Annotated in this window: 22 protein-coding genes; 3 read left to right on the top strand and 19 right to left on the bottom strand. The window is 48.1% G+C overall.

All coding sequences use genetic code 11. The annotated features are described in order from the left end of the window. Positions 1 to 41 precede the first annotated feature (41 nt). The 5 genes from LCF57_RS04340 to LCF57_RS04320 all read right to left on the bottom strand — a co-directional run bounded on the left by LCF57_RS04340 (position 42) and on the right by LCF57_RS04320 (position 7,952). Positions 42 to 929, bottom strand: coding sequence for a YicC/YloC family endoribonuclease (locus LCF57_RS04340; protein WP_225999609.1), 888 nt, complete (start codon positions 927 to 929; stop codon positions 42 to 44). 35 nt (positions 930 to 964) lie between these two features. Beyond that, positions 965 to 2,857 (bottom strand): bifunctional homocysteine S-methyltransferase/methylenetetrahydrofolate reductase, encoded by a 1,893-nt coding sequence (locus LCF57_RS04335; RefSeq protein ID WP_225999608.1) that lies wholly within the window; start codon positions 2,855 to 2,857, stop codon positions 965 to 967. 155 nt (positions 2,858 to 3,012) lie between these two features. After that, positions 3,013 to 4,038, bottom strand: coding sequence for a hypothetical protein (locus tag LCF57_RS04330; RefSeq protein ID WP_225999607.1), 1,026 nt, complete (start codon positions 4,036 to 4,038; stop codon positions 3,013 to 3,015). A 174-nt stretch (positions 4,039 to 4,212) separates the two neighbouring features. Then, on the bottom strand, positions 4,213 to 5,046 hold the full coding sequence (gene dapF / locus LCF57_RS04325; RefSeq protein ID WP_225999606.1) for a diaminopimelate epimerase: 834 nt from the start codon (positions 5,044 to 5,046) through the stop codon (positions 4,213 to 4,215). A gap of 107 nt (positions 5,047 to 5,153) precedes the next feature. Further along, positions 5,154 to 7,952 carry a calcium-translocating P-type ATPase, SERCA-type gene (locus LCF57_RS04320; RefSeq protein ID WP_225999605.1) on the bottom strand — a complete coding sequence of 933 codons (2,799 nt, stop codon included), beginning with the start codon at positions 7,950 to 7,952 and terminating at the stop codon, positions 5,154 to 5,156. A gap of 229 nt (positions 7,953 to 8,181) precedes the next feature. Between LCF57_RS04320 and LCF57_RS04315 the strand changes: the two genes are divergently transcribed. Next, positions 8,182 to 9,927 (top strand): NFACT family protein, encoded by a 1,746-nt coding sequence (locus tag LCF57_RS04315; RefSeq protein ID WP_225999604.1) that lies wholly within the window; start codon positions 8,182 to 8,184, stop codon positions 9,925 to 9,927. 89 nt (positions 9,928 to 10,016) lie between these two features. Here LCF57_RS04315 and LCF57_RS04310 read toward each other — a convergent pair whose 3' ends face one another. The 9 genes from LCF57_RS04310 to LCF57_RS04270 form a co-directional block, all read right to left on the bottom strand. After that, positions 10,017 to 10,886 carry a PHP domain-containing protein gene (locus LCF57_RS04310; protein ID WP_225999603.1) on the bottom strand — a complete coding sequence of 290 codons (870 nt, stop codon included), beginning with the start codon at positions 10,884 to 10,886 and terminating at the stop codon, positions 10,017 to 10,019. Further along, a complete protein-coding gene (locus LCF57_RS04305; RefSeq protein WP_225999602.1) occupies positions 10,886 to 11,848 on the bottom strand; it encodes a selenium metabolism-associated LysR family transcriptional regulator in 963 nt (320 codons plus the stop codon). Before LCF57_RS04305 ends, LCF57_RS04310 begins: the two co-directional genes overlap by 1 nt. Before the next feature lie 233 nt (positions 11,849 to 12,081). Continuing rightward, on the bottom strand, positions 12,082 to 12,519 hold the full coding sequence (locus LCF57_RS04300) for a hypothetical protein (protein ID WP_025717787.1): 438 nt from the start codon (positions 12,517 to 12,519) through the stop codon (positions 12,082 to 12,084). Positions 12,520 to 12,749: 230 nt separating this feature from the next. Beyond that, positions 12,750 to 13,010, bottom strand: a complete 261-nt coding sequence (locus tag LCF57_RS04295) for a YlbG family protein (protein WP_010345550.1) — start codon at positions 13,008 to 13,010, stop codon at positions 12,750 to 12,752. A 38-nt stretch (positions 13,011 to 13,048) separates the two neighbouring features. Beyond that, the gene (locus tag LCF57_RS04290) at positions 13,049 to 13,489 is read right to left on the bottom strand and encodes a YlbF family regulator (RefSeq protein WP_025717789.1); all 441 of its coding nucleotides are present in this window, start codon (positions 13,487 to 13,489) and stop codon (positions 13,049 to 13,051) included. Between the two features lie 104 nt (positions 13,490 to 13,593). Beyond that, the gene (locus LCF57_RS04285; protein WP_225999601.1) at positions 13,594 to 15,606 is read right to left on the bottom strand and encodes a helicase-associated domain-containing protein; all 2,013 of its coding nucleotides are present in this window, start codon (positions 15,604 to 15,606) and stop codon (positions 13,594 to 13,596) included. Between the two features lie 6 nt (positions 15,607 to 15,612). Next, the gene (locus tag LCF57_RS04280; RefSeq protein WP_225999600.1) at positions 15,613 to 17,394 is read right to left on the bottom strand and encodes a DNA repair helicase XPB; all 1,782 of its coding nucleotides are present in this window, start codon (positions 17,392 to 17,394) and stop codon (positions 15,613 to 15,615) included. Positions 17,395 to 17,540: 146 nt separating this feature from the next. Further along, the gene (locus tag LCF57_RS04275) at positions 17,541 to 17,969 is read right to left on the bottom strand and encodes a CBS domain-containing protein (RefSeq protein ID WP_225999599.1); all 429 of its coding nucleotides are present in this window, start codon (positions 17,967 to 17,969) and stop codon (positions 17,541 to 17,543) included. Positions 17,970 to 18,043: 74 nt separating this feature from the next. After that, complete coding sequence (locus tag LCF57_RS04270) at positions 18,044 to 19,270, bottom strand: M20 family metallopeptidase (RefSeq protein WP_225999598.1); 1,227 nt, start codon at positions 19,268 to 19,270, stop codon at positions 18,044 to 18,046. A 253-nt stretch (positions 19,271 to 19,523) separates the two neighbouring features. Here LCF57_RS04270 and ftsW point away from each other — a divergent pair, with 253 nt between their 5' ends. Further along, positions 19,524 to 20,780: a putative lipid II flippase FtsW gene (gene ftsW, locus LCF57_RS04265; RefSeq protein WP_225999597.1), complete on the top strand. Its 1,257-nt coding sequence runs from the start codon at positions 19,524 to 19,526 to the stop codon at positions 20,778 to 20,780. 88 nt (positions 20,781 to 20,868) lie between these two features. Here ftsW and LCF57_RS04260 read toward each other — a convergent pair whose 3' ends face one another. After that, positions 20,869 to 21,234 carry an Asp23/Gls24 family envelope stress response protein gene (locus tag LCF57_RS04260; protein ID WP_025717795.1) on the bottom strand — a complete coding sequence of 122 codons (366 nt, stop codon included), beginning with the start codon at positions 21,232 to 21,234 and terminating at the stop codon, positions 20,869 to 20,871. Positions 21,235 to 21,427: 193 nt separating this feature from the next. Between LCF57_RS04260 and cax the strand changes: the two genes are divergently transcribed. Beyond that, complete coding sequence (gene cax, locus LCF57_RS04255) at positions 21,428 to 22,498, top strand: calcium/proton exchanger (protein WP_225999596.1); 1,071 nt, start codon at positions 21,428 to 21,430, stop codon at positions 22,496 to 22,498. 335 nt (positions 22,499 to 22,833) lie between these two features. On the opposite strand, the gene LCF57_RS04250 is transcribed toward cax, so the two are convergent. From LCF57_RS04250 to LCF57_RS04235, 4 genes are all read right to left on the bottom strand, one after another. Beyond that, positions 22,834 to 23,124: a YlaN family protein gene (locus LCF57_RS04250; protein ID WP_007431028.1), complete on the bottom strand. Its 291-nt coding sequence runs from the start codon at positions 23,122 to 23,124 to the stop codon at positions 22,834 to 22,836. Positions 23,125 to 23,265: 141 nt separating this feature from the next. Next, on the bottom strand, positions 23,266 to 23,508 hold the full coding sequence (locus LCF57_RS04245; protein WP_007431029.1) for an HPr family phosphocarrier protein: 243 nt from the start codon (positions 23,506 to 23,508) through the stop codon (positions 23,266 to 23,268). A gap of 92 nt (positions 23,509 to 23,600) precedes the next feature. Then, positions 23,601 to 24,716, bottom strand: a complete 1,116-nt coding sequence (locus LCF57_RS04240; RefSeq protein ID WP_225999595.1) for an aminopeptidase — start codon at positions 24,714 to 24,716, stop codon at positions 23,601 to 23,603. A 76-nt stretch (positions 24,717 to 24,792) separates the two neighbouring features. Then, positions 24,793 to 25,644, bottom strand: coding sequence for a hypothetical protein (locus LCF57_RS04235; protein WP_225999594.1), 852 nt, complete (start codon positions 25,642 to 25,644; stop codon positions 24,793 to 24,795). Positions 25,645 to 25,759: the final 115 nt, after the last annotated feature.

The raw sequence follows: 25,759 nt of genomic DNA, 5'->3' as shown, positions 1-25,759 counted from the left end.
CCTATACATGTGACTATTGCAGCCGTGCCGCTACCAGGTAGCTACTCAATATTCGCAGCCTGCTCACGAATTTTTTCAAGCTCTGCTTTCATCTCGACGACCAAATTAACCAATGTGAGATGATTAGCCTTGGAGCCGATCGTGTTAACTTCCCTGTTCATTTCCTGGATTAAAAAGTCTAATTTGCGGCCGGCCGGCTCGTCCGACAACAGCAACCCCTTGCATTGCCCAAAGTGACTTTGAAGCCGGGTAAGCTCCTCATCAATATTGCTACGATCCGCGAATAAAGCAATCTCCATTCCGAACTTATGCTCATCAAGCGTAAATGAACCGTCCTGAAGCTCTTTAAGCCTGTTTTTTAGCCTGTTACGGTAGTCGCTCACAACATGAGGAGCCAGCACCGTCATTTCATGATGCAGGGATTCCAGATGCAAAATGCGGGATTCAACATCTTGCGCCAAATACCCGCCTTCTCGCTTTCTCATCTCCAGCAAACCCCGCAAAGCTTCATGTAAGGCTCGCTGTAGCTGTTCTTCCCAGCCCTCTTCGTCTCCATTGCAAGCCTCTCCAGGCTCACCCAGAACGTCAGGCAAAGCAAGAATGTCACTTATACCTAATGTTCCTTTCACGCCATAACGATCCGCCAGCTGCTCCGCTGCATGCAGGTATGCCTGCACCACAGTGTCATTCAACCGTGCGACGGGTATCTGTTCTTCATCACGTTCCCTATGGATGAAGACATCGACACGACCGCGCTTAATCTGCTGCTGAACCGTTCTTCTCAAGCCATCTTCAAAACGTGTCCATTCGCGCGGAATCCTCATCATCACTTCGCAATAGCGGTGATTCACCGATTTCAGTTCCAAACGCACTTTATAGCCTTCATAATGAAAGATGGCTTGACCGTATCCGGTCATACTCAATGACATCGGCATCACATCCATTTTACTATTGTAATTGATTATTATAGTCGAAACAAGGGGGCCAGTGCGCGGCCGGATTTTTGCCATACATAAGAAGTCAGCTCTGCCGTCATTTCATAGAACATAAATGGAGTCATTAAATAGATTCCATTAAAATGCTCCATCGCCGTATCAAGCAGTTCCTTGGCAATGGACACCCCCATTGCTCGTCCTTCCGGACCCTCCAGACCAGACATACGTGCACGCACCTCATCCGACAACTGAATGCCGGGTACTTCATTGTGCAGGTATTCTGCATTCCGCCCGCTAGCCAGCGGCATAATACCGATAAAAATCGGGACATCCAAATGCCGTGTCTCTTCCGCGATGGCTACGATAAGCTCACGGTCGTAGACGGGCTGGGTCATAATATAATCAGCTCCGGAGGCAATTTTCTTTTCCAGCCGCTGCACAGCTTTACCCAAATGCTTGACATTGGGATTAAATGCGGCACCTACCACAAAATTAGCCTTTTGCTTTAGTGGCTTACCAGAAAATGCAACACCATCGTTTAATTGCTTGATCATACGTATAATTTCAAAAGAAGTCATATCATACACCGAGCTGGCACCCGGCAAATCACCGAATCGTGCCGGATCTCCAGTAACCGCTAGTACATGGTCAATGCCCAGCGCGTCAAAACCCATCATATGAGACTGAGTACCAATCAAATTGCGGTCACGACAAGCAATATGGATTAATGGGCGCAACCCCGTTTCTATGCTGACCAAATGCCCAAGCGCCATGTTGCTCATCCGCGTAACGGCAAGTGAATTGTCGGCCAGCGTAAGCGCGTCGGCCCCGGCTTTTTTCAATGCATGCGCACCTTGCATAAACCGTGTAATGTCCAGATCACGTGGAGGATCAAGCTCTACAATGACCGTATGCCGTTCCTTAACCATATCCACAATGTTGGGCTTGCTGGCAAATCTGCCATTTCCACGTTCCCCTTCATCTGCAATCGGCTCTGGTTCAGCGACGTGAATTGACTCGTTTAACAATACTTCTTTTGGAGCCAGCGGAGGCGGCTGCAAGCCACTCAAAGCTTTGGAAATCGCCGCAATATGGTCTGGTGTAGTTCCGCAGCATCCGCCGATCAGCCTCGTTCCCAGATCCACGAAGGACGCGGCGCATTCCCCAAAATATTCAGGTGTTGCACCGTATACATAATGACCATCCACATAATCTGCGAGACCCGCATTAGGATATACGGACAGCGGCACCGACAAGGGGCCTTCCAGCTGCTCCATTACACTCATAATCCCCTGTGGACCTGAATGACAGTTAAATCCAAGAATGTCCGCACCCTCATCACGCAACACCGAAAAAGCTTCTGCTACTAAAAAACCATCCTGTGTGCGCCCAACCTGGTCGACCGCAAACTGACAGATTACCGGAATGTCACTATATTTACGTACACCATGAAGCGCAATCCGCATTTCATCCAGTGAATAAAACGTTTCGCACAAAATGCCGTCTACTCCTTCGGAGAGAAGAGCATTAATCTGCTGGTCATAGTTTCGAGCTAGCTCCAGCTTGGATATGTTAAGCCGTTTGCCCCCGCATATGGAGCCTACCGCACCCACCACATAATGTTCAGGCCCGGCCGCTGCTCGGGCAATTCTTACCCCCGCACGATTGATCTCTTCCACCCTGGATTCCAGGCCAAACCGGGCCAGCTTATAATCATTTGCAGAGAATGTATTGGTCTCCAGCAATCGTGCTCCTGCATTTAAATATTGACTATGCACATCTGCTATAACGTCAGGTGAAGTAATATTCAACTCTTCGTAAGAAGTATTTACTGGAAATCCCAGCTGGTACAAAAAAGTCCCCATTGCGCCGTCTCCGACAATAAGTTCACGATTCAGCACAGTACGCAAATCCGGTTTCATATCCTCCGCTCCACCCCGCTCTTTATTTTCATATTAATGTAACATAAAAGAGACTGCAAACATAAGCCAAAAAACAAAAAAAGCCGCCTCACTCCTCAAAATGATGTGACCAGGAGTGAAGCAGCTTGATTTATAATTGTTATTTTATACTATAATTATTGCATTTTCCCATTCGCAGCCTGAAGGGAGAACGCGTAAAAGGCTCCTTTTTTATTCACCTTAGCCACAATAGAAGCCGTTCCCCTTTGCTTTGTGGAAAATGTATACTGATTCCCTTGAATCCCCACATTATAGCCTGACAAGTTGATATTAAATAAGAGCTGAACCTTGGGCTTGACCCGTTTCAAAGCTTCTGAAGCGGTATATTTGGGATTGGCAAACGATTTTTTGAAATCTGCGTCATCATTCCAGTCCACCCCGTAGGTGGATACTGCCAGCACTTTGCCGGTTGCCTCGCCGATTTTGACCTCACTCGACTCGTTTGCATCCTCGAACGACCAATAAGAAAACCCCTTGGCCTCGTCCTTGAAGCGTGAAGCATGCTGTACGGTAATCCGCTGACCGCTAACACGCTTAAAAGTGTTCGTTGCCCGGTTCAGCAACACAGGGTCCACCTGCTTCAACGGGTAGTCTGCATTAATGGTTATACTGTTACCTCGATCTACATCAACGTACAATGAGGACGCCTTTTCTCCTGCGCCCCAAAATACCCAGTAATTCGAAGGGTTGTTGGACTGGTAAGGAGATTTAACCCGCCAAAAAGCCTCAAATTGCATGGAGCGCTTGGGGTCAAACGCTTTGGCACTATTCAGCACTTTAGCCTTGAGTGGCGCGTCCAGCGCCTTGCCCATGCTGCTTATTTTATACCGTACCGTGGTAGAATCCACTCTATTCTTTTCCTTATTATATTCTGTTTGGAACGTAGCTGTTCCGTCTTCCAATTCGCCTTCGACAATCCAGGTTTTACCCATATCCGTCACATCGTCAAATTGAAATGGCGTTTTCGTACCGATCAGTTCCTGTACTGCCTTTTCCAGACGGTTCACAACAGTTGGGGTTAGCGAGCCAACCTGCTTGCTCGTCGTGTCCACGGCAGCAGGGAGGGGAGCGGCATGAGCCGGAAGCGCGGTGGCTACAAATATAAGGGCTGCAACTGCTGAAATCCAACGAAATTTCCGCACTATGAACGGCCTCCTTATTGTTTTCTTATTTGTTATATTATACATCGTTCAGACGTCAAAAAAAGACAGAATGTTGCTAAATACCAAAAAAGAAGACCTCACAGGGTCTCCTTTTCACTCATTTTTATACAATTCATAAACCAAATGCACGCTCTTTTCCATACTCCATGTATTTCAGGACAGACGACCATCATACACAATTTCAGCCGGGCCTGTCATATACACGTGATTGTCGTCCTCGTTCCATTCGATATCCAGATCGCCGCCCTTCAGACTTACAATGGCGCGTCGGTCACTATATCCGTTGAGTACAGAAGCCACGAGTGTGGCACAGGCCCCGGTTCCGCAAGCTAGCGTAGGGCCGGCTCCCCGTTCCCATACTCGCATCTCTATGTGATCCCGACTTCGCACCGTAGCGAACTCAACATTAGTCTTTTTAGGAAATAGCGGATGGCTTTCCAGCTTCGGTCCCCAGGCCTCCAGTTCAAAGCCAGGTGCATTTTCAACATAGATGACACAATGCGGATTGCCCATGGATACAGCCGTAAAACGAAAACCGCTTCCTCCAGCTTCGATGGACTCATGAATTACACGGTCCAGATCCAGCGTAGTCGGAATTTTCAAGCCCTCCAGAATCGGCTCTCCCATGTCTACTTTTACCATGCGTACAAGTCCGTTCTCTACAGTTAGTTCGACCTGCTGCACACCTGCACCCAGCGTCTCGATCGTAATCCGCTCACGGCTGATATGCTTGCGGTCATATACATATTTGGCTGCACAGCGGATAGCATTACCGCATTGCTCTGCCTCCGATCCGTCCGAATTAATGATGCGCATGCGGAAATCGGCTTTTTCTGAAGGCAATATATATACCAGACCGTCAGCACCAACACCAAAATGTCGATCACATAGCCGAACAGCCAATTCTGAAGCGTCTGACGGCAATTCCTGATGTCCAAACCAAACGATAAAATCATTACCCAAGCCGTGCATTTTTGTGAATTCCATAGCTTCCCTCCGCCGTTGCTGCTGATCTCATGCTCTTCATAAAGCTTTATTCCATGATAGCATACAGGGCAAAAGCGGGAAAGCCATGTGATTACCTAACCTGGATGCTAGGCTGAAAACTTCGTACGTCCCGTCGAAAAACGGGTATTTCCGCCACGACGACGGTTGCGTCTACCGCCCCATACGCTTCCCGCCCCCATCAGGAAAGTCGGAATCCCGGCTGCGACGATCGAAAGCGCCCATTCACGCAATCCCAGCGGCACTGTTTTGAAAATAGGTTGCAGCATAGGCACGTACATGACCACCAGCATCAGTACTATGGATGACAGCACGGCAAGTACGAGATAGCTGTTCTGAAACGGATTGCGGTGGAAAACAGAACGGGAACTGCGGCAATCGAATACATGAATTAACTGTGCCAGCACCAGCGTGGCAAAGGCAACCGACTGTGCTTTAACCAGTTGTCCTGCGTCATCCGGTGCAATGCGTAATGTCAGCCAGAAGGCAGCAAGTGTACATAAGCCGATTAACAGTCCGCGACTAATGATTTTCCAGCCCAGTCGACGGGCAAAAATATTTTCCTTTGCACCGCGTGGCTTGTGCTCCATGAGATCCTTTTCCGGCTGATCCACACCCAGAGCCATCGCTGGAAGGCCATCAGTTACCAGATTGACCCATAAAATCTGGATCGGAAGCAGTGGCAGCGGCAGCCCGGCCATCATTGCGAAAAACATCGTCAAAATTTCGCCAACGTTGGAGGCAAGCAGATAACGGATAAATTTACGAATGTTCTCGTAAATATTCCGTCCTTCCTCAATCGCCGCCACAATCGTCGAGAAATTATCGTCGCTCAGCACAAGCGCAGCTGCTTCTTTGGTCACATCGGTTCCCGTCATGCCCATTGCAATACCGATATCCGACGCCTTGATTGCCGGTGCATCATTTACGCCATCCCCGGTCATAGCTACGACATGTCCGCGTCTTTGCAGCGATTTGACGATGCGTAGCTTGTGCTCCGGCGACACACGCGCATATACAGATACGCTGTCAACGGCTTTGTCCAGCGCCGCATCATCCATCGCAGATAATTGCTGTCCCGTCAGCACATGTGAGCCGCGCTGGAAAATGCCGAGCTGCTGGGCAATGGCCTCAGCAGTTGTGCCGTGATCACCCGTAATCATCACGGTGCGAATGCCGGCACGGCGGCACCTGCCGATAGCCTCGCGAGCCTCGCGGCGCGGCGGATCAATCATGCCGGTCAAGCCGATAAAGATCAGCTGTGCTTCGGCCTCTTCGACCGTGGAGACATGCTCATGGGAGCGGATATCACGGTATGCGACGCCAAGTACACGCAGCGCCTCTGATGCCATACCTTCGTTGGCTGCCATTACTTTTTGGCGCAGCGTACCCGTCAAGGGAACGACATTTCCTTCCCATAAAATATAAGAGCACTGGCCAAGCAGTACATCCGGCGCACCTTTGGTAAAGACAATGTGCCCTCCCTGATGGCGCACGAGCACCGACATCCGCTTCCGCTCCGAGTCAAAAGGAAATTCGCGTTCCCGTGTATACAGTTCATACAAGGCTTGTCGGGTGACTCCGCCCTTGGCAGCCAACGTGACAAGCGCTCCCTCCGTCGGGTCGCCCTTCAGCTCCCAAACGGCGGACGGCGTCGGTTCTTTGGTCTTTTTTCTCGCGCGCAGCTCATCGATGTCGACTTGAACAATTTCCGCATTGTTACAAAGTACACTGGCTTGCAGCAGCCTACGCAATGATTGTCCGTTTTTAAGGTCGGCAGGAAGATCTCTGTCCATGATATGACCGTGTGGATCATAGCCCTCCCCCGTAACTCCCCAGAAACGACCATCCAGCCATATCTTGGTAACCGTCATCTTATTTTGGGTCAGCGTACCGGTTTTATCGGAGCAGATGACAGACGCACAGCCGAGCGTCTCAACGGAAGGCAGCTTTCGCACAATTGCCTTGCGTTTGATCATACGCTGTACCCCCAAAGCGAGTGCAATGGTTACAATCGCGGGCAACCCTTCCGGTATAGCTGCCACAGCCAAGCTCACACCGGCCAGGAACATGCTCATGGCTGGCTGACCATGCAATATGCCTGCTACGACAACGAGCACCGTTAGCGCCAGCGCTACGATGATCAATATTTTCCCCAATTGCTCCAACCTGTGCTGCAACGGTGTCTCCTGCGACTCCGTATTTTCGATCAGGTCTGCGATTTTGCCCATTTCCGTACTCATGCCTGTACGAATAACGATGCCCTGCGCTGTGCCTCTGGTCATCATGGTACCCATGAATCCGATGTTTTTTTGATCCCCGAGCGGTACCTCGGCGGCATGAATAGGACGGCAATGCTTACTTACCGGAACCGATTCACCGGTCAAGGCGGATTCCTCCACATCACAGCCGTTCGTACTCAGCCATCTTACATCGGCGGGAATACGATCACCACTTTCCAGCAGGACGATATCACCCGGCACCAGCTCTCTGGCTTGAATCTGCACCCGTTTGCCGCCCCGCAATACTTTGGCGGTTGGAGCCGACAGCTGTCTCAAAGCCCGCAACGAACGCTCTGCTCTAAATTCCTGCACAAAGCCGAGAATCCCATTCAACACCACAATAGCAATAATGGTAATCGCGTCCAAATATTCACCGAGCAGGCCGGAGATCAGGGTTGCCCCCATCAATACGAGCATCATAAAATCCTTGAACTGGTTGAGCAGCAGCAGGAAAGCCGAAACACGCTTCCCCTCGCTAAGCTCATTCCACCCTGCCCTTTCTCTACGCTGTGCAATCTGTTCCTCCAAAAGACCCTGCTTCGGGTCGACTTCCAGACTTGTTGAAAGCTGTTCATTGCTTAATTGATGCCAATGTGCTTGTTCCATTCTCCCCAATTCCCTCCCGGTCAGATAGTCCGTTTCCGTCGGTTGTGCCTAGGATGGCTGCCCGTTATTACATTTTGTGCCGCGATTGCTGATAAGCTGGACAGACTTTCTAGATTCAATCTATTCGGACAGGGCCTGAAATATCACAAAGCCGCTTAAGTTTTGTCCCAAATTTATGTATCATAGTAGGAAGGCAAAAATATATTGGCTTCAAAGGAGAACATACATTATGGCATTGGACGGAATTGTAACCCGCGCTATCGTACACGAGCTGCAAAGCATTCGGGGCGGGCGCATTAACAAAATACATCAGCCAAACGATCACGATATGGTGCTGAATATGCGGGCACAAGGCGGCAGCATAAAGCTGCTGCTGTCGGCTAATCCGACATTCCCGCGTGTACATTTTACAGAACAAAGCTTTCTCAATCCGACAGAAGCACCTATGTTTTGCATGCTTCTTCGCAAGCATTGTGAAGGAGGCATCATCGAGAAAATTACTCAGGTGGGTATGGAACGCATCATTCACATGGATGTGCGTCAGCGCGACGAACTCGGAGATGTTTCACTCAAGCGGATTATCATTGAGCTGATGGGCAGGCACAGCAATATTATTTTGCTTGACCCGGAAACAGGCGTTATATTGGACGGCATCCATCATGTCACACCATCGATTAGCAGCTATCGGGTCATTATGCCAGGCTTTCAATATACGGAGCCTCCTGAACAAAACAAGCTGAATCCGCTGGAAACGGAGGAAGCCTCCTTCGCCTCCTTGTATCAAACAGCTATTGAGGCCGGAGAAGCGCCAAAACGCTGGATGGTGAATACTTTTACCGGACTCAGTCCCCTCATTGCGGAGGAAATACTGACCCGAGTATCCAACAAAGCATCTGATGACGATCATCGTCAGCTATGGAGTACATTCAGTCACATGATGGATGACGTGCGGAATCATCGTTTTCAGCCAGTATCCGGCTTGAACGCACAGGAAAAAGCCATATTTTCAGTCGTTCCTCTTACATTGATTCAGGGAGAGCGCAAGGAATACGCTACGATTAGTAAATGTATGGAGGATTTTTTCGGTGAAAAAGCAGAAAGGGATACGGTCAAGCAAAAGGTCAGCGACCTGCTGCGTTTTCTGCAAAATGAGCGAAGCAAAAATGTCAAAAAGCTCGACTATCTTCATCAGGATTTGGCCGAGGCGGATGATGCCGATCAATTTCGTATTTACGGGGAGTTGCTGTTCGCTTCACTGCATGAAGTAAAAAAGGGCGACAAAGAAGTAACGCTTACCAATTTTTATGATGAGGAACAGAGTCAGGTAACGATTCCGCTAGACCCGTTACTGGGCCCATCGGATAATGCACAACGGTATTTTAAAAAGTACAACAAATATAAAAACAGTCTGGCTGTTATAGACGAACAATTGGAGAAAACACACGAAGAAATCAAGTATATGGACAATCTACTTCAGCAGTTAGCCCATGCCTCCATGAACGACATTGAAGAAATACGTGAAGAACTGGTACAGCAGGGATATCTCAGAGACCGGGTTAAAAAAGGGAAGAAAAAGAAGAAAAATGACCGTCCTACCTTGCACGTTTATACGTCATCCGAAGGTATTGAGCTACTGGTCGGCAAAAACAACCTGCAGAATGAATATGTCACAAACCGACTGGCCGGGCCAAATGACACCTGGCTGCATACCAAGGATATTCCAGGGTCACACGTTGTAATTCGTGCTGAGCAATTCGGGGATGCTACGTTGGAGGAGGCAGCTCAGCTCGCTGCCTACTTTAGCCAGGCCAAACAGTCCAGCAGCGTGCCTGTAGACGCCACCTTGATTCGGCATGTGCGTAAGCCGAACGGAGCCAAACCGGGCTTTGTCATCTATGATCATCAGCGCACGCTCTTTATCACCCCAGATGAAGAACTGGTCAAATCGCTGCCCAATCGTATCAAAAACAGCTAAATATCACTAGCGTATGAAATCACAAAAAAACCCTTGTCTTATGTCGGGTACACTTCAAGTGTTCCATCCATGAGGCAGGGGCTTTTCCTTTACTTTTGTTCAGCGGTAGCCTTCCTCAATTGCTTGACGACCTGATCATTCACACTACGACTGCCCAGATCACCGTGGAAAATAATACCTTGGCGTGCGCCGTGAAAATCCGATCCGCCAGTCGCGATAAGCCCGTAGTGCGCCGCCATTGCGGCATATCGACTCTCAGCCGCAGCATCATGGTCCGAATGTCGTACCTCCAAACCCGCAGGCTTTGCTTCCTCTATGATGGAGCGAACCAGCCCATCATCTCCGTACAACCCGGGGTGCGCTACCACAGGCACTCCTCCTGCTTCACGAATCCAGCTTATAGCCTCCGCAGGCTCTACACGAGGCACAGACACGTAGCCGGGCGCTCCCTCTGCCAAATATCGGTCAAATGCATCCCGCATATCCTTCGCATATCCTTTTTGAACCAGCGTATCCGCCATATGCGGACGTCCAATGCTTTCATCCGGTGCCAGCGGTCTGCCCATCGTAGCCACCACCTCTTCCAGGGTGATGTCCACGCCCAGACTCCGCAATCGACTCAAAATCAAATCATTGCGGGTATCCCGCGCCTGACGCAGCTTTTCTAACCGCTCCAAAAACTCTTGATTGCGGTAATCCATATAATAGCCGAGTATATGAATATCCTTGCCGCCAGCCCGTGTACTGATTTCTACACCTGGTATCACGGTAATTCCTGTACGTCGCCCCTCTTCAAGAGCTTCCTCCAGCCCAGCCACCGTATCATGGTCTGTAATGGCCACACCCGCCAGTCCTTTTTCCTTAGCCCAGCGAACATTATCCGCAGGTGGCTGCATACCGTCTGATGCTTGAGTATGTGTGTGCAAATCATACCGTTTCAAGTGGGTCTGCTCCTTCATTACACGTCCTCCTCCTCCTCCTCTTTCATCCCTGCATGCTCGTCCACCGGGTCACCGAACACCTCTCCACCCTGATCGTGACGACGCAAGTAAGACAGAAAGGTCACCACCGGAATCGGCAGCAATGCCGACTTCAGATGAATAGCATAAAATTCCCGTTTGAAGGTGATATCTGAAATATTTACGATTTTCAACAATCCGAGCGCAACCTCATGCTTCACTGAAGAAGGCGACAGCATTGTAATCCCGAGCCCAGCTTCTACCGCCGATTTGACCGCTCCTGTGCTGCCCATTTCCATAACGATAGCAAGCCGGGAGGCATCCGCACCACTACTTTTCAGTCCGTCCTCTATGACCTGACGTGTACCAGATCCTTTTTCTCTGGCTATAAAAGGATGCTTAAACACATCCTCCAGTACCACTTTTTTAGCCTTCGCCAGTACATGTCCCGAAGGAACAATTAGTTTCAGCTCGTCCTGCATCACAGGCTCCACCACGATATCCGGATGCTGGACCGGTGCCTCGACTAGCCCTAAATTCAACTGATGCTTTAGTATGTCATCCATAATTTGAGTCGTATTCATCACATTCATCGCCATACGTATGTGAGGGTACTCCTGACCAAACGGCCCCAACATTCTTGGCACAATATACTCTCCAATCGTAAGGCTGGCACCAATATGCAATCTTCCCTCCAGCATGTGAGTAAAAGCAGACATCGCATCGCCTGCTTCCCGGATGAGTTGCATGCTTTTTTTAGCAAAAGGCAGTAATGTCGCTCCTGCTTCCGAAAGCTCGATTTTTTTAGTCGATCGGTGTAGCAGCTTTGTTCCAAAATAATCCTCCAAAGCCTGAATTTGCATGGTTACGGCAGGTTGCGTCATATGCAGCGCTTGCGCCGCCGCCGAGAAGCTTCCCCGCTCGGCTACCGTATAAAAGATGTGCAGCTGATGAAAATTCATACTGACCGCCCTCTCCCCTCTCTAGTCTCCCTATTTTAACATAAGAAAAACGTCTGTTCACGAATTCCCAAGAAAACTCACCGAATTGGGTGGCTTTATTCTTTTGCAATCCATAAAAACAAAAAAGTATGCAGCTGATACCTGCATACTTCTACACATCTGACAGTATTCCCGTGAATTTGAAGACTTTTTCATCCGGAACCGTCTGATCCATTACCGATTATGTTTACCAACTATTTTTGCTTGCGAGTGCTTTTCATCAGTGTCATACGCCGCGAATGACGTAGCCATGAATAGTAGGACTTCAAATCCCTTAATTCAATCGTCTCCGACATCCGGCCCAAAAAGGTAATGACAATCATCTTGTGGAGCGGATTCCCCGCAATATCCATCTCGCCTGGCAACTCACCAAATTCGGCCACGACGACCAGATCACCATCAATTAAATAAACATCCTCTTCGTTATGATAGTAGGACTCCATCCTGTTTTGCTTTAGACACTCCCAAAGCCAGGCGGCGATATGATTCGTCTCGGACTGTTTCTGCTCTACCCGATCTAAGTAACGTGTTTTCGCATGATTTGTAATCACGATATCAGCGACTTTTTTATCGCCCATCTCTACGTAGAACGGTTCGTATGTACTCCATCGCTGCATTGCCTTGTCACGCACGGGATCACTCTCCCCACCAGATAGGTCTTTATATCTACCAATATATTCATATGTTACCTCAACAGACCCGGGACTACAAGTTACAAAATTGAAGTTTATGGCTGATTTTTAAAGATTTTTAGGTCTAACAGTATTAAGACCATTATGCAAAAGTCCTGGATTTATAAAAAAAAGCCAGCCCTTAGGCTGACTTTTTTTAAAATTCATTTACAATTATATACATTTGACGATTATATTTCATATTCTTTCATCTTTTCCTTATCGTCGTTATACTCTGTCCTAATCTCATTTCGGAAAGAGCGTTCGACCTTGCGCACATAGGAAAGTCTGCGAATATTTTTTACGGTATCCTCTGCCCGATCCGCATTCATATATATGACTACATAATGCATACGCCTTGAAATGTAATGGACATTCCCGTATTTCTCCAAATTGCGGGCAGCCTTGATATCGCTTACCCAAATGATGTACCCTGTCCGCTCGGCAAACATTCGCTTCATCTCCCCTCCGTCGCTATCATCGCTATGGCCTATCCGCAGGAGCACTTGCCTCCGCTACCGCATCCACCCTTTTTCACATTCGGATCATTGCTTGGCACCTTAATCGTGTCAGACACGGAATATGCTATCGTTTCGGACATAGCATGAAGCATATCATCCAGCGCCTTTTCTGCCCGTTTGAACTCCATTACTTCCTGGAATTGCTCCAGTTCCAGCTCAACGACCTTCACTGCGTCTTTCGCCTCATGATAGTTCGGGTGAAAATGTCCAAAGCGCTCCGTTTCCGCGAATAACTCCTTTTTGGCATCCAGCTTGCGTACACACGCCTGAATAGACGGATTCATATCCACACGCTGCTTCCAATATAAATAATCCGATACCTCGAAGGATCGGTTGACCATATCGCCCAATTCATAGGCGTTAATAAGCACTTCTGCCATATTGACCGTGTTCAATTCGGCTACGCTCATGAATGTTCATCTCACTTTATATAAAGTTCTACTTGGTAAAGTAGACTCATTAATCATACCACATCCTCCTTTTGAGAAGAAGGAATTTCATACACTTCCTGGCTCTATAATGCAAAAGGAACCAGCAGTCGCATGTCTGACCATTCACCTGGCTGCAGGGTCGCGCGAGCTGGTGCTTTAACATCTTCTTCAGACGCATACCAGCCCATGACACTCCAAGGTTCACCGGGAATCACCGATTCCGGTATCCATTTAACCTCTTTCCCATCGATCCGCAGTCCCACCGCTGTCTGCCAACGAATCGCCTGTTCGATCAACTGCCGGGCAGTGGACACATGATAGCTCCTCCATTCTTTTGTCCATGAGGAGGGCACTGCGGAGCTTTCTGGAAAATAGTCGAGCGGATCAGGCAGCGTATGCTCACGCTCATAAAAATGCAGTGTTCGTCCGGTATAAACCAGACCCGCTCTCCCCTCCTGGGAAAATATAGACCCAGCTGTGTCATCATTAACCGGTATCTCATTTGGGCGAATTTCACTGTCAGGACTGCCTGAGCTTGTGTGATCTGTTTCCGCTACCAGTGGATAACGGTGAATGGGCTCGTTCACACCTTCCGTATCCCGGCGCGGACTCAATCCAATGGCAGCAAGCGTCTTGCGGATTTTGGCAGCCGAGTGTGCCGGAATAATAAAGTCCCGTTCGCCAATCCGTTCAAGCAGCTCTTCCAGCCCGGGATGGCGTGCAACAGTATCTGCATCCTCGTGTGTACCACATCGCAGAAGTGTTACCGTCGCAAATGCCGTTCGTCCGACATCACCTGCCCACTGCTCTAGAGCCACACGCACATGATCAGGTATACCAGTCCGGCTGTACTTATCCAGAAGGGCAAAAATTGCTTGAGCCTCCATGCCCAGTTCAATTGCTTCTGTAACACTTTCTCTCGTGATACGGTATACTGCCATCCGATCTCCTGTCACACGTTCACAGCAGCATTCCAGCCGCCAGCGAACATCATAAGCTACATCTGGTGGCACCAATATTTCAAAATCTGGCTGTATGTAAAAGGTTCCCTGCTCTCGATGCCCAACCTCTTCCTTATCCTCATGCTTATATAGCCGAAGCATATCCAGAGGGGATATATTCCAGCGAAAACACAATTCGCCCAATGCGTTTAGTCCCCAATCACCCATTCCAAAAGCGGTCAAGGCCTTCAGCCAGCCTTTGATCTCATCCTCAAATCCTTCAGAACTTACGGGTGCAACAGCAAATTCCAAAGGGGCACTGGTTTGAGAGCCCGCTCCATTCAACCTCTCCTGTGAGATCAGGCCCACCTGAAGCATCCATTGCAGCAACGACTTGACAGGCAGCCAGCCCTCAGCTCCGGCATACTGGGAGACAGCACACAGCATGTATCGAAGATGCTGCATAGACGCTTCTGCCTTGCCGTATCTTTCCATGAGTGTATTAAAAATATGCTTGCGCATTTGCCAAGCAGACAAATGAATCCAAGCCGCCAGCTCTGTTTCCTGAATACAAAAAGACACCGCCTCCCTTACCAGCAGACCCAAGCTCAGCAGCAAATCCATCATTATCGCCGTTTGCACCGGATACAGATCAGAATGCGCGTACTGCAAGCCAAGCCCCACCAAATCCTCCGGATGAAAGGGAGTCAATTCGTTCAATTTTTGCAATGATCGCTTATGTATGGTTCCTTTGGCCGTCAAAGGAACTCCCTGCACCGCAATACGTGACAGTGCGTGCAGCAACTCCGCCTCCAGCCCTGTCATCGCTTCATGTACAGTCACTGGATAATCCGTATGCATCACATTCATTGTATTTTGCTCCAACAACATATCGTACAAATCAGGTAGCCGATGAGCCGGGATATATAAAATGCGTTCCCCCCACGATTTGGTAACTGCCTCCATCCAGCCTCGGGCACGCAATCCGTGCAGTGCCAGCCTCGTTTCGGCTCCGCTTAACACTCCCCGGGTAAGCTGCAAAGGCTCCTCTTCCTTCATGGGCTGTCCTGCGTGCCGGATCAAGCATCGTTTAAGCACCAACAACTCATCCGATGTAAGCTCCTTCCAGTCGCCCTTCGTGTTCGTTACGCCCATCCTAGATTACGCCTCCCTTTTCTTTCCACCCTCGGCCGCCTCATCATCCGCGCTTCCCATAACCTCTGCGGCATTGAATCTGTGGACTGCATATTCATAGCCCTGCTCAATCAGAAATAGCTGACGGCGGGCTGCAAAATCGGTCTCCTTACTATTCTCTGTCACGAGCGCATAAAAATAAGCTTTATTCTCACCGGACTTTGGTCGTAAAATTCGCCCAAGTCGCTGCGCCTCCTCCTGACGAGAGCCGAAACTGCCGGATACCTCAATAGCTACGGCCGCATCCGGTAAATCCACCGCAAAGTTCGCTACCTTGGATACGAGTAAGGTCCGAATGGTTCCCTTGCGGAACGCATCGAACCAACGTACCCGTTCGGTCTGGCTCATAGACCCCGTAATCAATGGCACGTCCAGCTCCCGAGCCAACGTACGCAATTGGTCCAAATATTGACCAATAATAAGCGTAGGCAAGCCGCTGTGCCGCTGCATCAGGCTGTGCACCGCTTCCAGCTTGGCCGGATTTTCGGCCGCAATCCGGTACTGCTGTCTGCCCTCGGCACGCATACTGCGTTCCAACAGTTCGGCTGTCATCGGAAGCCGCAGCTCTACACAATCGACCTGAGCGATCCAGCCCTGTTGCTCCAACTCCTTCCAGGGCATATCGTACCGCTTGGGTCCAATCAAAGAGAACACATCCCGCTCACAGCCATCCTCCCGAACCAGCGTGGCCGTCAAGCCCAAACGACGGGTGGCCTGAATATCTGCTGTCGCCCGAAAGACTGGCGCGGGCAGCAAATGCACCTCATCGTATACAATAAGTCCCCACTTCCGCTCACTCAGCAGCTTCATATGTTCAAATTCCCCATCTTTGCTGCGACGATGCGTCAGAATCTGATAGGTTGCCACCGTAATCGGGCGCACCTCTTTTTTCTGACCACTGTATTCCCCGATCGAATCTACCGGAATATCCGTCTTTTGCTTCAATTCCCCAATCCATTGCCGAACAGAGGTGGTATTCGAGGTTAGAATAAGTACTTCACACTGAAGCCGATCCATCACCGCCATACCAATCACTGTTTTTCCCGCTCCGCATGGAAGCACCAGCACCCCGCTGCCACCCAAGCCGTCAGCTCCTTCAAACGCATCAGCAGCCTCAACTTGATAATCACGAAGCTGCAGCTTTGCTTGTCCCTGTCCCAAGGAAAAACGGAGCTGATTTCCCTCAAGATATCCGGCCGTATCGACAACTGGATACCCCAATCGAATTAATTCCTGCTTGAGCAAGCCTCGATTTTCAGGCGGTACAGAAGCGCTCACCTCACCAGTGCGATGCAACCCAAGCTGCTTCAGCTCCTGCTTAATCAGTAGCTCCTTCAGTAAAGCTGGGGTGTCCGCTGTCAGGATTAAGTGACCACCCACTGTATAGCTGTCGACTGTACCCTTCTCCATTTCCTCACTTGTCGCTTGTACATCTTCCACTCTCGCCCGTGACAGCGTTAACTTTCCATATCGAGAAACGAGCTGTTCGATATCCTTTAACAAATCAAGCGGAATATCCCAACGGGACGTGGACTGTAGACTATTTTGAATGTCCTCCGCACTCCACCCAAGGGCAGCCGCATTCCACAAAGACAATGGAGTGATGTGATATGTATGAAAAGCGGACGGGCTTTTAACCAACTCCGCGTAAACCTGCAGTTGTGAACGAGCATACTCCGAACGAGGCAAGCCCATTTCCAGTAGAATGGTAAAATCGCGTTGTACAATACAAGGATATTCTGGATTCATCAGTTTCCTCCCATTAATCTAACCAAACATTTTCGACTTTATATCATAAACAGCTTGCCCGATTATCCGCAGACCAACCGGAATAACAAGAAGTCCAATCCATATTCGGATTGAACTTCTAAGCAATGCCTAAGCTTATTTTTCTTCTAGTGAACCTGTTCGGAAATTTGGCTAAGCGCCTCACCGGCATTGTCTGCAAATATATTACGTACAGCCAAGTCGCCAATCGATACAATCCCGATCAAACGATCTCCCTCAGTCACAGGCAAACGGCGGATTTGCTGCTCTGCCATCAGTTCGGCTGCCTGGTCCACCGACATGTCTGCTCTGGCTGTGCGAATGCCTGTCGTCATAACCGCATCGACTGAGCTGGAACCGGAATGTTTGTCTGCATAACCACGAACGACAAGGTCACGGTCCGTGATTACACCAATCAGCTTGTCACTGCCTTCTCTTTCCACAACCGGGATAAAACCAGTATCATTGTCCTTCATTTTAACAGCAACCTCATAAATATTGTCTTGCGGGGTCACCGTTACGCATTTTTTAGTCATAACTTCCTGAACCTTTTTCATGGGTACTCCCTCCTTTTCAAGAGTAGGGTACCCCGTTTTATTAAGCTCATACTCCGATTTGGCCCGTTCCCGATTCAACTTATATTTGGCATTAGCCCCTGCACATCCGTACCTGCATTTCGTTCTGCTGCATATCCGCTGGACATCGCAATAAACAAACGAACCGCAAGGATCATGGCGTCCTCATCAAAATCAAATTTGGGGTGATGGTGCGGGTACACCGCATTTTTAGTTGGGTTTCCCGCCCCCACGAACATGAAGCAGCCTGGCACGCGCTCCAAATAATAAGCAAAATCTTCAGCAGGCATGAGCTTCGACGCCTCTTTTACATTCCCCTCACCAACAACAGGCCCAGCTTCCTTAAAGAAACGAGAAGCTTCATGCGCATCATTCACAACTGGCGGATATCCCATAATATAGCGGATTTTTGATGTTGTGCCATATGTTGCAGCTGTAAGCTCTGTCACCGCATGCAGCCGCTCTTTCATCACAGTGCGTGTTTCCTCATCAAACGTACGGACCGTTCCACTCAAGCGGCAGGTTTCCGCGATCACATTTTGCGCAAAGCCCCCTTGAATGGTCCCCACCGTCAGTACAGCCGGTCGCAATGGGTCGACTGAACGACTCACGATACTTTGCAGCTGCATTACGAGAGCTGAACCCGCCACCACACTATCATGAGTGGACTGCGGCATACCACCATGCCCACCCTTACCTGTAATTTCAATATAAAAGTCATCTGCTGCCGCCATCAGCGGTCCTGCGCAGCTTGCAGCCGTCCCGATCGGAAATGGTGTCCATAAATGAATGCCATAAATGACATCAACACCTTCCATCACACCCTCTTTGATTACATTAACTGCACCGCCAGGCAGCAATTCCTCCGCTGGCTGGAACAACAACCGGATTTCTCCTGCCAACTCGTCACGGTTCAGACTGAAATAGTATGCCGTTCCCAATAATACGGAAGTATGCCCGTCATGCCCGCAAGCATGCATCGCCCCATCCACGTCGGAGCGATATTCACAATCCTTTTCATCCTGAATCGGAAGAGCATCCATATCTGCACGCAGCATCACGACAGGTCCAGGCTTGACGCCACGAATAGTACCTACAACACCGTGTCCTCCAACCTGACGACGAACCTCTATTCCCCAACTCTCCAGCTTATCCGCCACAAAAGCAGCAGTGTTGCTTTCCTGAAAAGAAATTTCAGGATTCTTATGTAAATATCTGCGCCACTCTACCATATGTGCCTGCAATTGATCAAACCAGGACTTGTCTGTCAAATGTTGTGTCATTTTGCTCCACCTCTCCTTTTACAGCACTGGGCAAACTCCCGATTTCCGATAAATCTTGCAGCTTTTTGCGTATGTGCCGCTTCCTCAGGCCTTCATTATTTATCTTATTGTAGCAGATATGGAATTGTTGCGATATCTGATGCTCCATGGAGGTTGCAGAAGCCTATCAAACATAATATGATAAATGGACAAACGATAAAATGATAACGTCTGCAAGCATTATACCTTGCAGCGAATACCGGGGGAAGCTGATATGAGAAATACGAAGCCGGAGACTCGAAGAAGAGGTACACCGGATTTCCAATTGCTGATCCTCACTTTGTTACTGGTTGGATTCGGTGTGATCATGGTATTTAGCGCCAGTTCCAGCGTAGCTCTGCTGAATAAAGAAACCAATTTTGACTCTTTATATTTTGTGAAGCGCCAAGCGGCATTTGCTATACTAGGACTTTTCATTATGTTGGTTGCCATGAACATTAAGATGGAAAAATATAAAAAACTTTTTGTGCCTTTGTTCTTCATAACCATCCTACTGTTGGTTATCGTTCTTTTCACGGGCTCTCTTAACGGGGCAAAAAGCTGGCTTAGGTTTGGCAGTGTTGGATTCCAGCCAACGGAGCTTGCGAAAATCTCCATTATTCTGTACTTATCCGCACTCATCGTTAAAAAAGGAGATCGCTTTAGAGATTTGCGGAGTGGCTACATACCTGTAACCGTCATTGTGGGCTTTGTTGCAGGACTCATCATGCTTCAGCCTGACCTTGGCTCCTGCTTCATCCTGGTAGCCACCAGTGGCCTGATTATTTATGCCGGAGGAGCCAGCATCAAGCATATTACGGCATCCGTCGCCCTGCTCGTGTTAGGTGCTTCCATCGTTTTTGGCATTGGGTCGTTATTTGGAGGAGATTCTGGTGCAGATGGACAAACTGTAGCGAAGCAAGATTACAAAATTGGACGTTTTCAAGCCTTTCTCAATCCCATGGACCATAAACAGGGTGTCGGATATAATCTGGTGCAGTCCCTGCAAGCCATAGGCGACGGTGGTCTAAGCGGATCAGGATTTGGCAAAGGCATTATCAAGCTTCACTATTTGCCCAATTCGTTTAATGATTTTATTTTCTCCGTCATTGGTGAAGAATTCGGATTTATCGGAACAGCTATCTTCCTGATGCTATATTTGTATTTCATTTGGCGAGGCATGCTTATCGCCCTTCGTTGCCGTGATCCGTTCGGGACGTTGGTGGGTACAGGTATTATGGGATTAATCGCCATTCAGGCATTCATTAATATCGGTGGCGTAACTCAGACGATTCCAATTACCGGGGTAACACTTCCTTTTATCAGCTTTGGTGGTTCTTCCCTGCTTGTCATGATGTTCTCTATGGGCATTATGCTCAGCATTTCCCGTGAAAACACCAAGCAGGCGGTACAGGAGCGCACAACAGGCGTAGCTATCAGAAACGAAGTACCCAACCGCTTTCAAGCCCGTAGAACCAACCGTTATCGTTAAAAAAGAACTTCCATTGACACTTGCAACAGTGGCTTTGGAAGTTCTTTTGCATATGACGAAAACGTCAATCTACTCATAATTGACTCTTTTACACAGCGTCGTCCTTGAAAGCAACACCCTCTACTTTTACGTTCACTTCCACGACCCGCAAACCCGTCATACTTTCGACGGCTTCTCGCACATTTTGCTGAAGTATTCGGGACACTTCATGTATAGGTGTTTCGTAAAGTACAATAATACGCAGATCAATGGCAGCTTCGAGCTGTCCGACCTCCACAGATACGCCTTTTTGCACATTTTTACCACTCAGCCTTTTGGCCCAGCCTTCTGATAAGCCGCCTGACATTGCAGCAATGCCCGGTGTCTCTAGTGCGGCCATCCCCGCAATTTTACCTACGACATCGTTGGAAATCTTGATGTTTCCTGCTTCCAGTTGTTGAACTTGCTCTGCCATGACCTATGTCCCCCTTCATGCATCCTTTATTTGTATTGTAAAGCCTCTGCCACTGCAAATGCAAACCTTTACGTATGAAAAACGACTTTCGTTTACAACCTATATCATTTTGGGTATATTAATTTAGAAAATCCATACAAGTGACAGCATTCGCCAAACTTGTACACATCTATCGATATCGAGGTGCTCTTCATTGAAAAAATGGTTATCTCCCGCTTTGCTTATCGCGACATTTGCTCTTAGCGCAGTCGCTCATTACACACATTGGAACGCCATCGCTCAATTCATCATTTGTGCGATCGCTGTCGTGTTCGTAGCCGGTTTTCTCGGCAGAGCAACCGAAAGCGTAGCACATTATGCCGGACAACGTCTGGGCGGATTTTTAAATGCCACCTTTGGCAATGCAGCCGAACTGATCATCGCCATCTTTCTTGTCAAAGAAGGTCTTTACGATATGGTAAAGGCCAGTCTTACCGGCTCCATTATTGGCAATCTGCTGCTGGTTCTCGGAGCAAGTCTGTTCGCTGGCGGATTGAAATACAAGGTGCAAAATTTCAATGTCTCGCTAGCGGGTCTAAGCGGTTCACTGATGATTGTGGCTGTGATCGCTTTATTCGTCCCGGCTGTCTTTCTGAATACACATGTCATCACGGATAACGAATCAGATACGCTCAGCCTCATTGTAGCAGGCACGCTCATTGTCGCTTATATTGCGTGGCTTATTTTTTCCATGATTACGCATAAAGATTATTTAGCCGACGTGACCGAACAAAAGGATGAAGAGTTGCCGCATGAGCATGCCCCGGTGTGGTCCAGAAACAAGTCCATAGCCTATTTAGTGCTTGCTACTGTCATGGTCGCTTTTGTCAGCGAATGGCTGGTAGGAACACTGGAGGTATTTACGGTCCAGTTTGGGCTCAGCGAATTGTTCGTAGGTGCGTTCCTCGTCGCGATTATTGGGAATGCGGCCGAACACAGCGCTGCCATTTTGCTGGCAATGAAAAACAAAATCGGCGCATCCGTCGAAATCGCAGTCGGCAGCAGTCTGCAAATTGCGCTATTTGTTGCCCCTGTGCTGATTTTTGTCAGTTACTTTATGGGAAACACAATGAATATCGTGTTCACCACAATTGAGCTGGTTGCCATTGCCGTCTCTGTATTTATCGCCAAATCCATTACTCAGGACGGCTCAACCAACTGGTATGAAGGTCTTATGCTGCTGGTCGTGTATATCTTGTTAGGTGTATCCTTCTTCCTCGTTTAAAGAACTTAAAGGCTTCTTATCGTGCCACTGCGCAGTCGGATGGTGCTTCCTATCGCCATCGCCCCCGGATTTCTTAACTAAAGCCTATTGTTTAAGGTGGAAATCCGAGGACAATAGCGGAGCAGTTCATTTGAGTCTGGAAAAGCGATAGCGTTCACCTTTGCAGCAGGATTCCTACCTTTAAATAACTTGACAATAAAATGAATCCTGCTGCAATAGTGATCTTAAGATCAAATGAAATATGGAGTGTTCTAATGCAGCACCTTAAATAAAAAGGCATCAAAAAAAGCATGCTCTCAGACTCCGCATGCTCTCATTCATTCAAAACCGTCTTTTTAATTGGCCTTATTGTTCATGGCCTCATATAGAATAGCCAGATTGCGTTCCAGCTCACTGACCAGCTGTTTACCTACCATTTCCGGAAGAAGTCCAGCGCGAACCGCAAAATCCACTTCCTTGGAAAATCCGTACATCTGAGTATCCAGCACTTCCTCATAGAGAGGGCAATAACGGGTTGCCAGATTCTCCATCTGTACTTCAATAAGCTTCTTTATTTTATCTGCATCTTCCTGAAGCAGATTAATGGCCTTGATATTCAATTGTTCCTGCAAATCAGATGAAGTCATGGATTCTTCCCCCCTATGTCTCAATGTCGCACAAGACGTCCTAACCTTAATATTAGACCAAATTGCAGGCTAATACAAGAACCTGACAAAAAAAGCATCCCTACAGTTACAGGTAGGGATGCTTCTGCTTCATAAATAAATTTAGGTAGCTACTGAAATGTGCAGCCCGTGCTTCTTGAATACCTCAATGATTGCTTCTTTGGCTTCCTCGGCATCAGGCCCGTGAACGTGCAGTTCATAACTGTGGCTGCTGACCAAGGTCGTAAACAAGCCCAGTATACTTTTTACATCAATATACTTATTTTCGGAATGAAGGACGATGGAAGAAGTGAATTTACTCGCCGTCTGTGCAATTTCAACAACCGCCGCATTATTGTTGGACATAGTAAGATCCCTCGCTTTACTGGAATTTTCATGTATCATTGCTCATTCATTATGATACATTGAAATCGCTTACTCAGCAACAAGAGATATCATTATTTCAAGTTTTCTGGATTTAGCGGCTCCAGCTCAGGCAGTACAAAAATGCCATCTTTACGAATCAAAACATCATCAAAATAAATTTCGCCGCCGCCATATTCCGGACGCTGAATCAATACCAAATCCCAATGAATCGAAGACCGGTTACCGTTATCCGCTGTTTCATAAGCTTGACCTGGTGTAAAATGCAAGCTGCCAGCAATCTTCTCATCAAACAGAATATCCTTCATCGGATGTAAAATGTACGGGTTAAACCCGATCGCAAACTCGCCAATATAGCGTGCTCCCTCGTCGGAATCCAGAATATCATTCAGTCGATTCGTATCATTGCTCGTTGCTTCCACGATTTTACCATTTTCAAAACGGAATTTGACATTCTCGAAGGTGATACCATTATATAGTGTCTGCGCATTATAGCTAATGGTTCCGTTAACGGAGTCACGTACAGGCGCACTGTAGACTTCACCATCTGGAATATTGCATTGACCTGAGCATTTGACGGCCCCGATTTGCTTGATAGAGAAATTCAGGTCCGTACCTGGCCCTTTGATCCTTACCTTGTCTGTCCGATTCATCAGGTCTGCCAATGCATCCTGTGCTTTGTCCATTTTAGCGTAGTCCAGATTACACACATCGAAATAAAAATCTTCGAACGCTTCTGTGCTAATATTCGCCAATTGAGCCATGCTGTCATTCGGATAACGCAGCACTACCCATTTTGTATGCTTCACCCGCTGCTCGCTATGTACCACATGCTGATAAAGGGAATTATACATTTTCATTTTCTCTTCTGGCACATCTGACAGATCATTTACATTTTCACCTGCGCGAATTCCAATGTAGCAATGCATTTGCTTCATCCGGTTGAGGTCAATTTCTGCCCAGGTTTCCAGCATTTCCTTTGTCGCATGGCGAAGCATGGCACTCTGTACCTTACGGTCCGTAAGCTGAACAAAGACATTGCCGCCTTTTTTGCCAACTTCATGAATGATGGCGTTAAGCAAGTCGCGCTCCTCACCGATCATTTCAACCAGCACATTTTCTCCTGGCTGTACTTCAACCGAGTAGCCTACCAGGTTTTCCGCCAATTTAAGTATTCTAGGATCTTTCATGAATTGTCTCTCCTTCTCTATTTCATTCTTTTTGAACAATGGTTAATTCAAAATCCATTGTATCACGACCTTTGCGTTACTTGTAGTCCTTAAAAACAACTCTGGTAATTAGTGCTTCTTCATGCATTTCTTCATTCACTTCCTGTCGGGAAATTCGGCATTCCGAGGACAGCTTTAAGGGTAAGCCCGTTTGGCGATCTATAGTCAAATGATACACAGCCTGCACGGCGGAATGCTCCAGTTGGCGATTCAAATCCTCACGGCTTTGTGTCCATACTTGGTTCAGCTTTCGTTGCACCTCTTGATTTGGACGTTTATGCTTCGTGCCTAATATCACAATTTGCTGATTTATTGTTTTCATTTCTTTCATTAAGCGTTCTTTCAACCAACGCTTTGCCGAGGCGGATTCTGGCTCAATCCGCACTACCCAGGTTCCCCGCGCAGCGCTGGCCTCCATACGAATCGTTTTATTTAGCGTGTTTAGCTCCTCCAGCTCCTGAATCGGATTAAAGCGATTTAACACGCCTTCACCAGCCACAGAGTTATAACCGTATGCCATCGCATTCCATTTTCCATGTTGACGAAGAAAACGTGCATGTGTCGCTCCTTGCTCGAATTTACCTTGTTTCAGTGCTGCATAGTCACCGTGCTTACGAAAGACCTCCGTAGATCCCCAGTCCATGACCAGTTCATCATGATTCCTTACTTGCCCACGGTATTCAAACTGTTTATTCATAGGCAGACCGTTGTCGACTCTAACCCCAGTCCGTCCAGTAAACGTTAGCATCTCTTTGCCCGCTATTCCTGCAACGGCTCTTTTAAAAATCTGCTCAGGTGTATTTTGTCGCTCCATCAGCGTACAACCACTCAACAAACACGTCACAAGAAATATACAAACCAGCATAACCCATTGTTTTCGCCAATGCATCTCATCATCCGCCTGTTCTATCCTGAACATCACTGAATTCATGAGCAGGCATTCTGCTCAGGACAGTCATGTTCCTGGTTTACTTATTGGTGGTAAGGCCAGTTCATACATATGC

It is taken from the genome of Paenibacillus sp. BJ-4 (assembly GCF_020404765.1).
Classification (GTDB): Bacteria; Bacillota; Bacilli; order Paenibacillales; family Paenibacillaceae; genus Paenibacillus.
The sequence above is the reverse complement of the archived record's forward strand: the minus strand, read 5'-3'. Positions and strand labels throughout refer to the sequence as shown.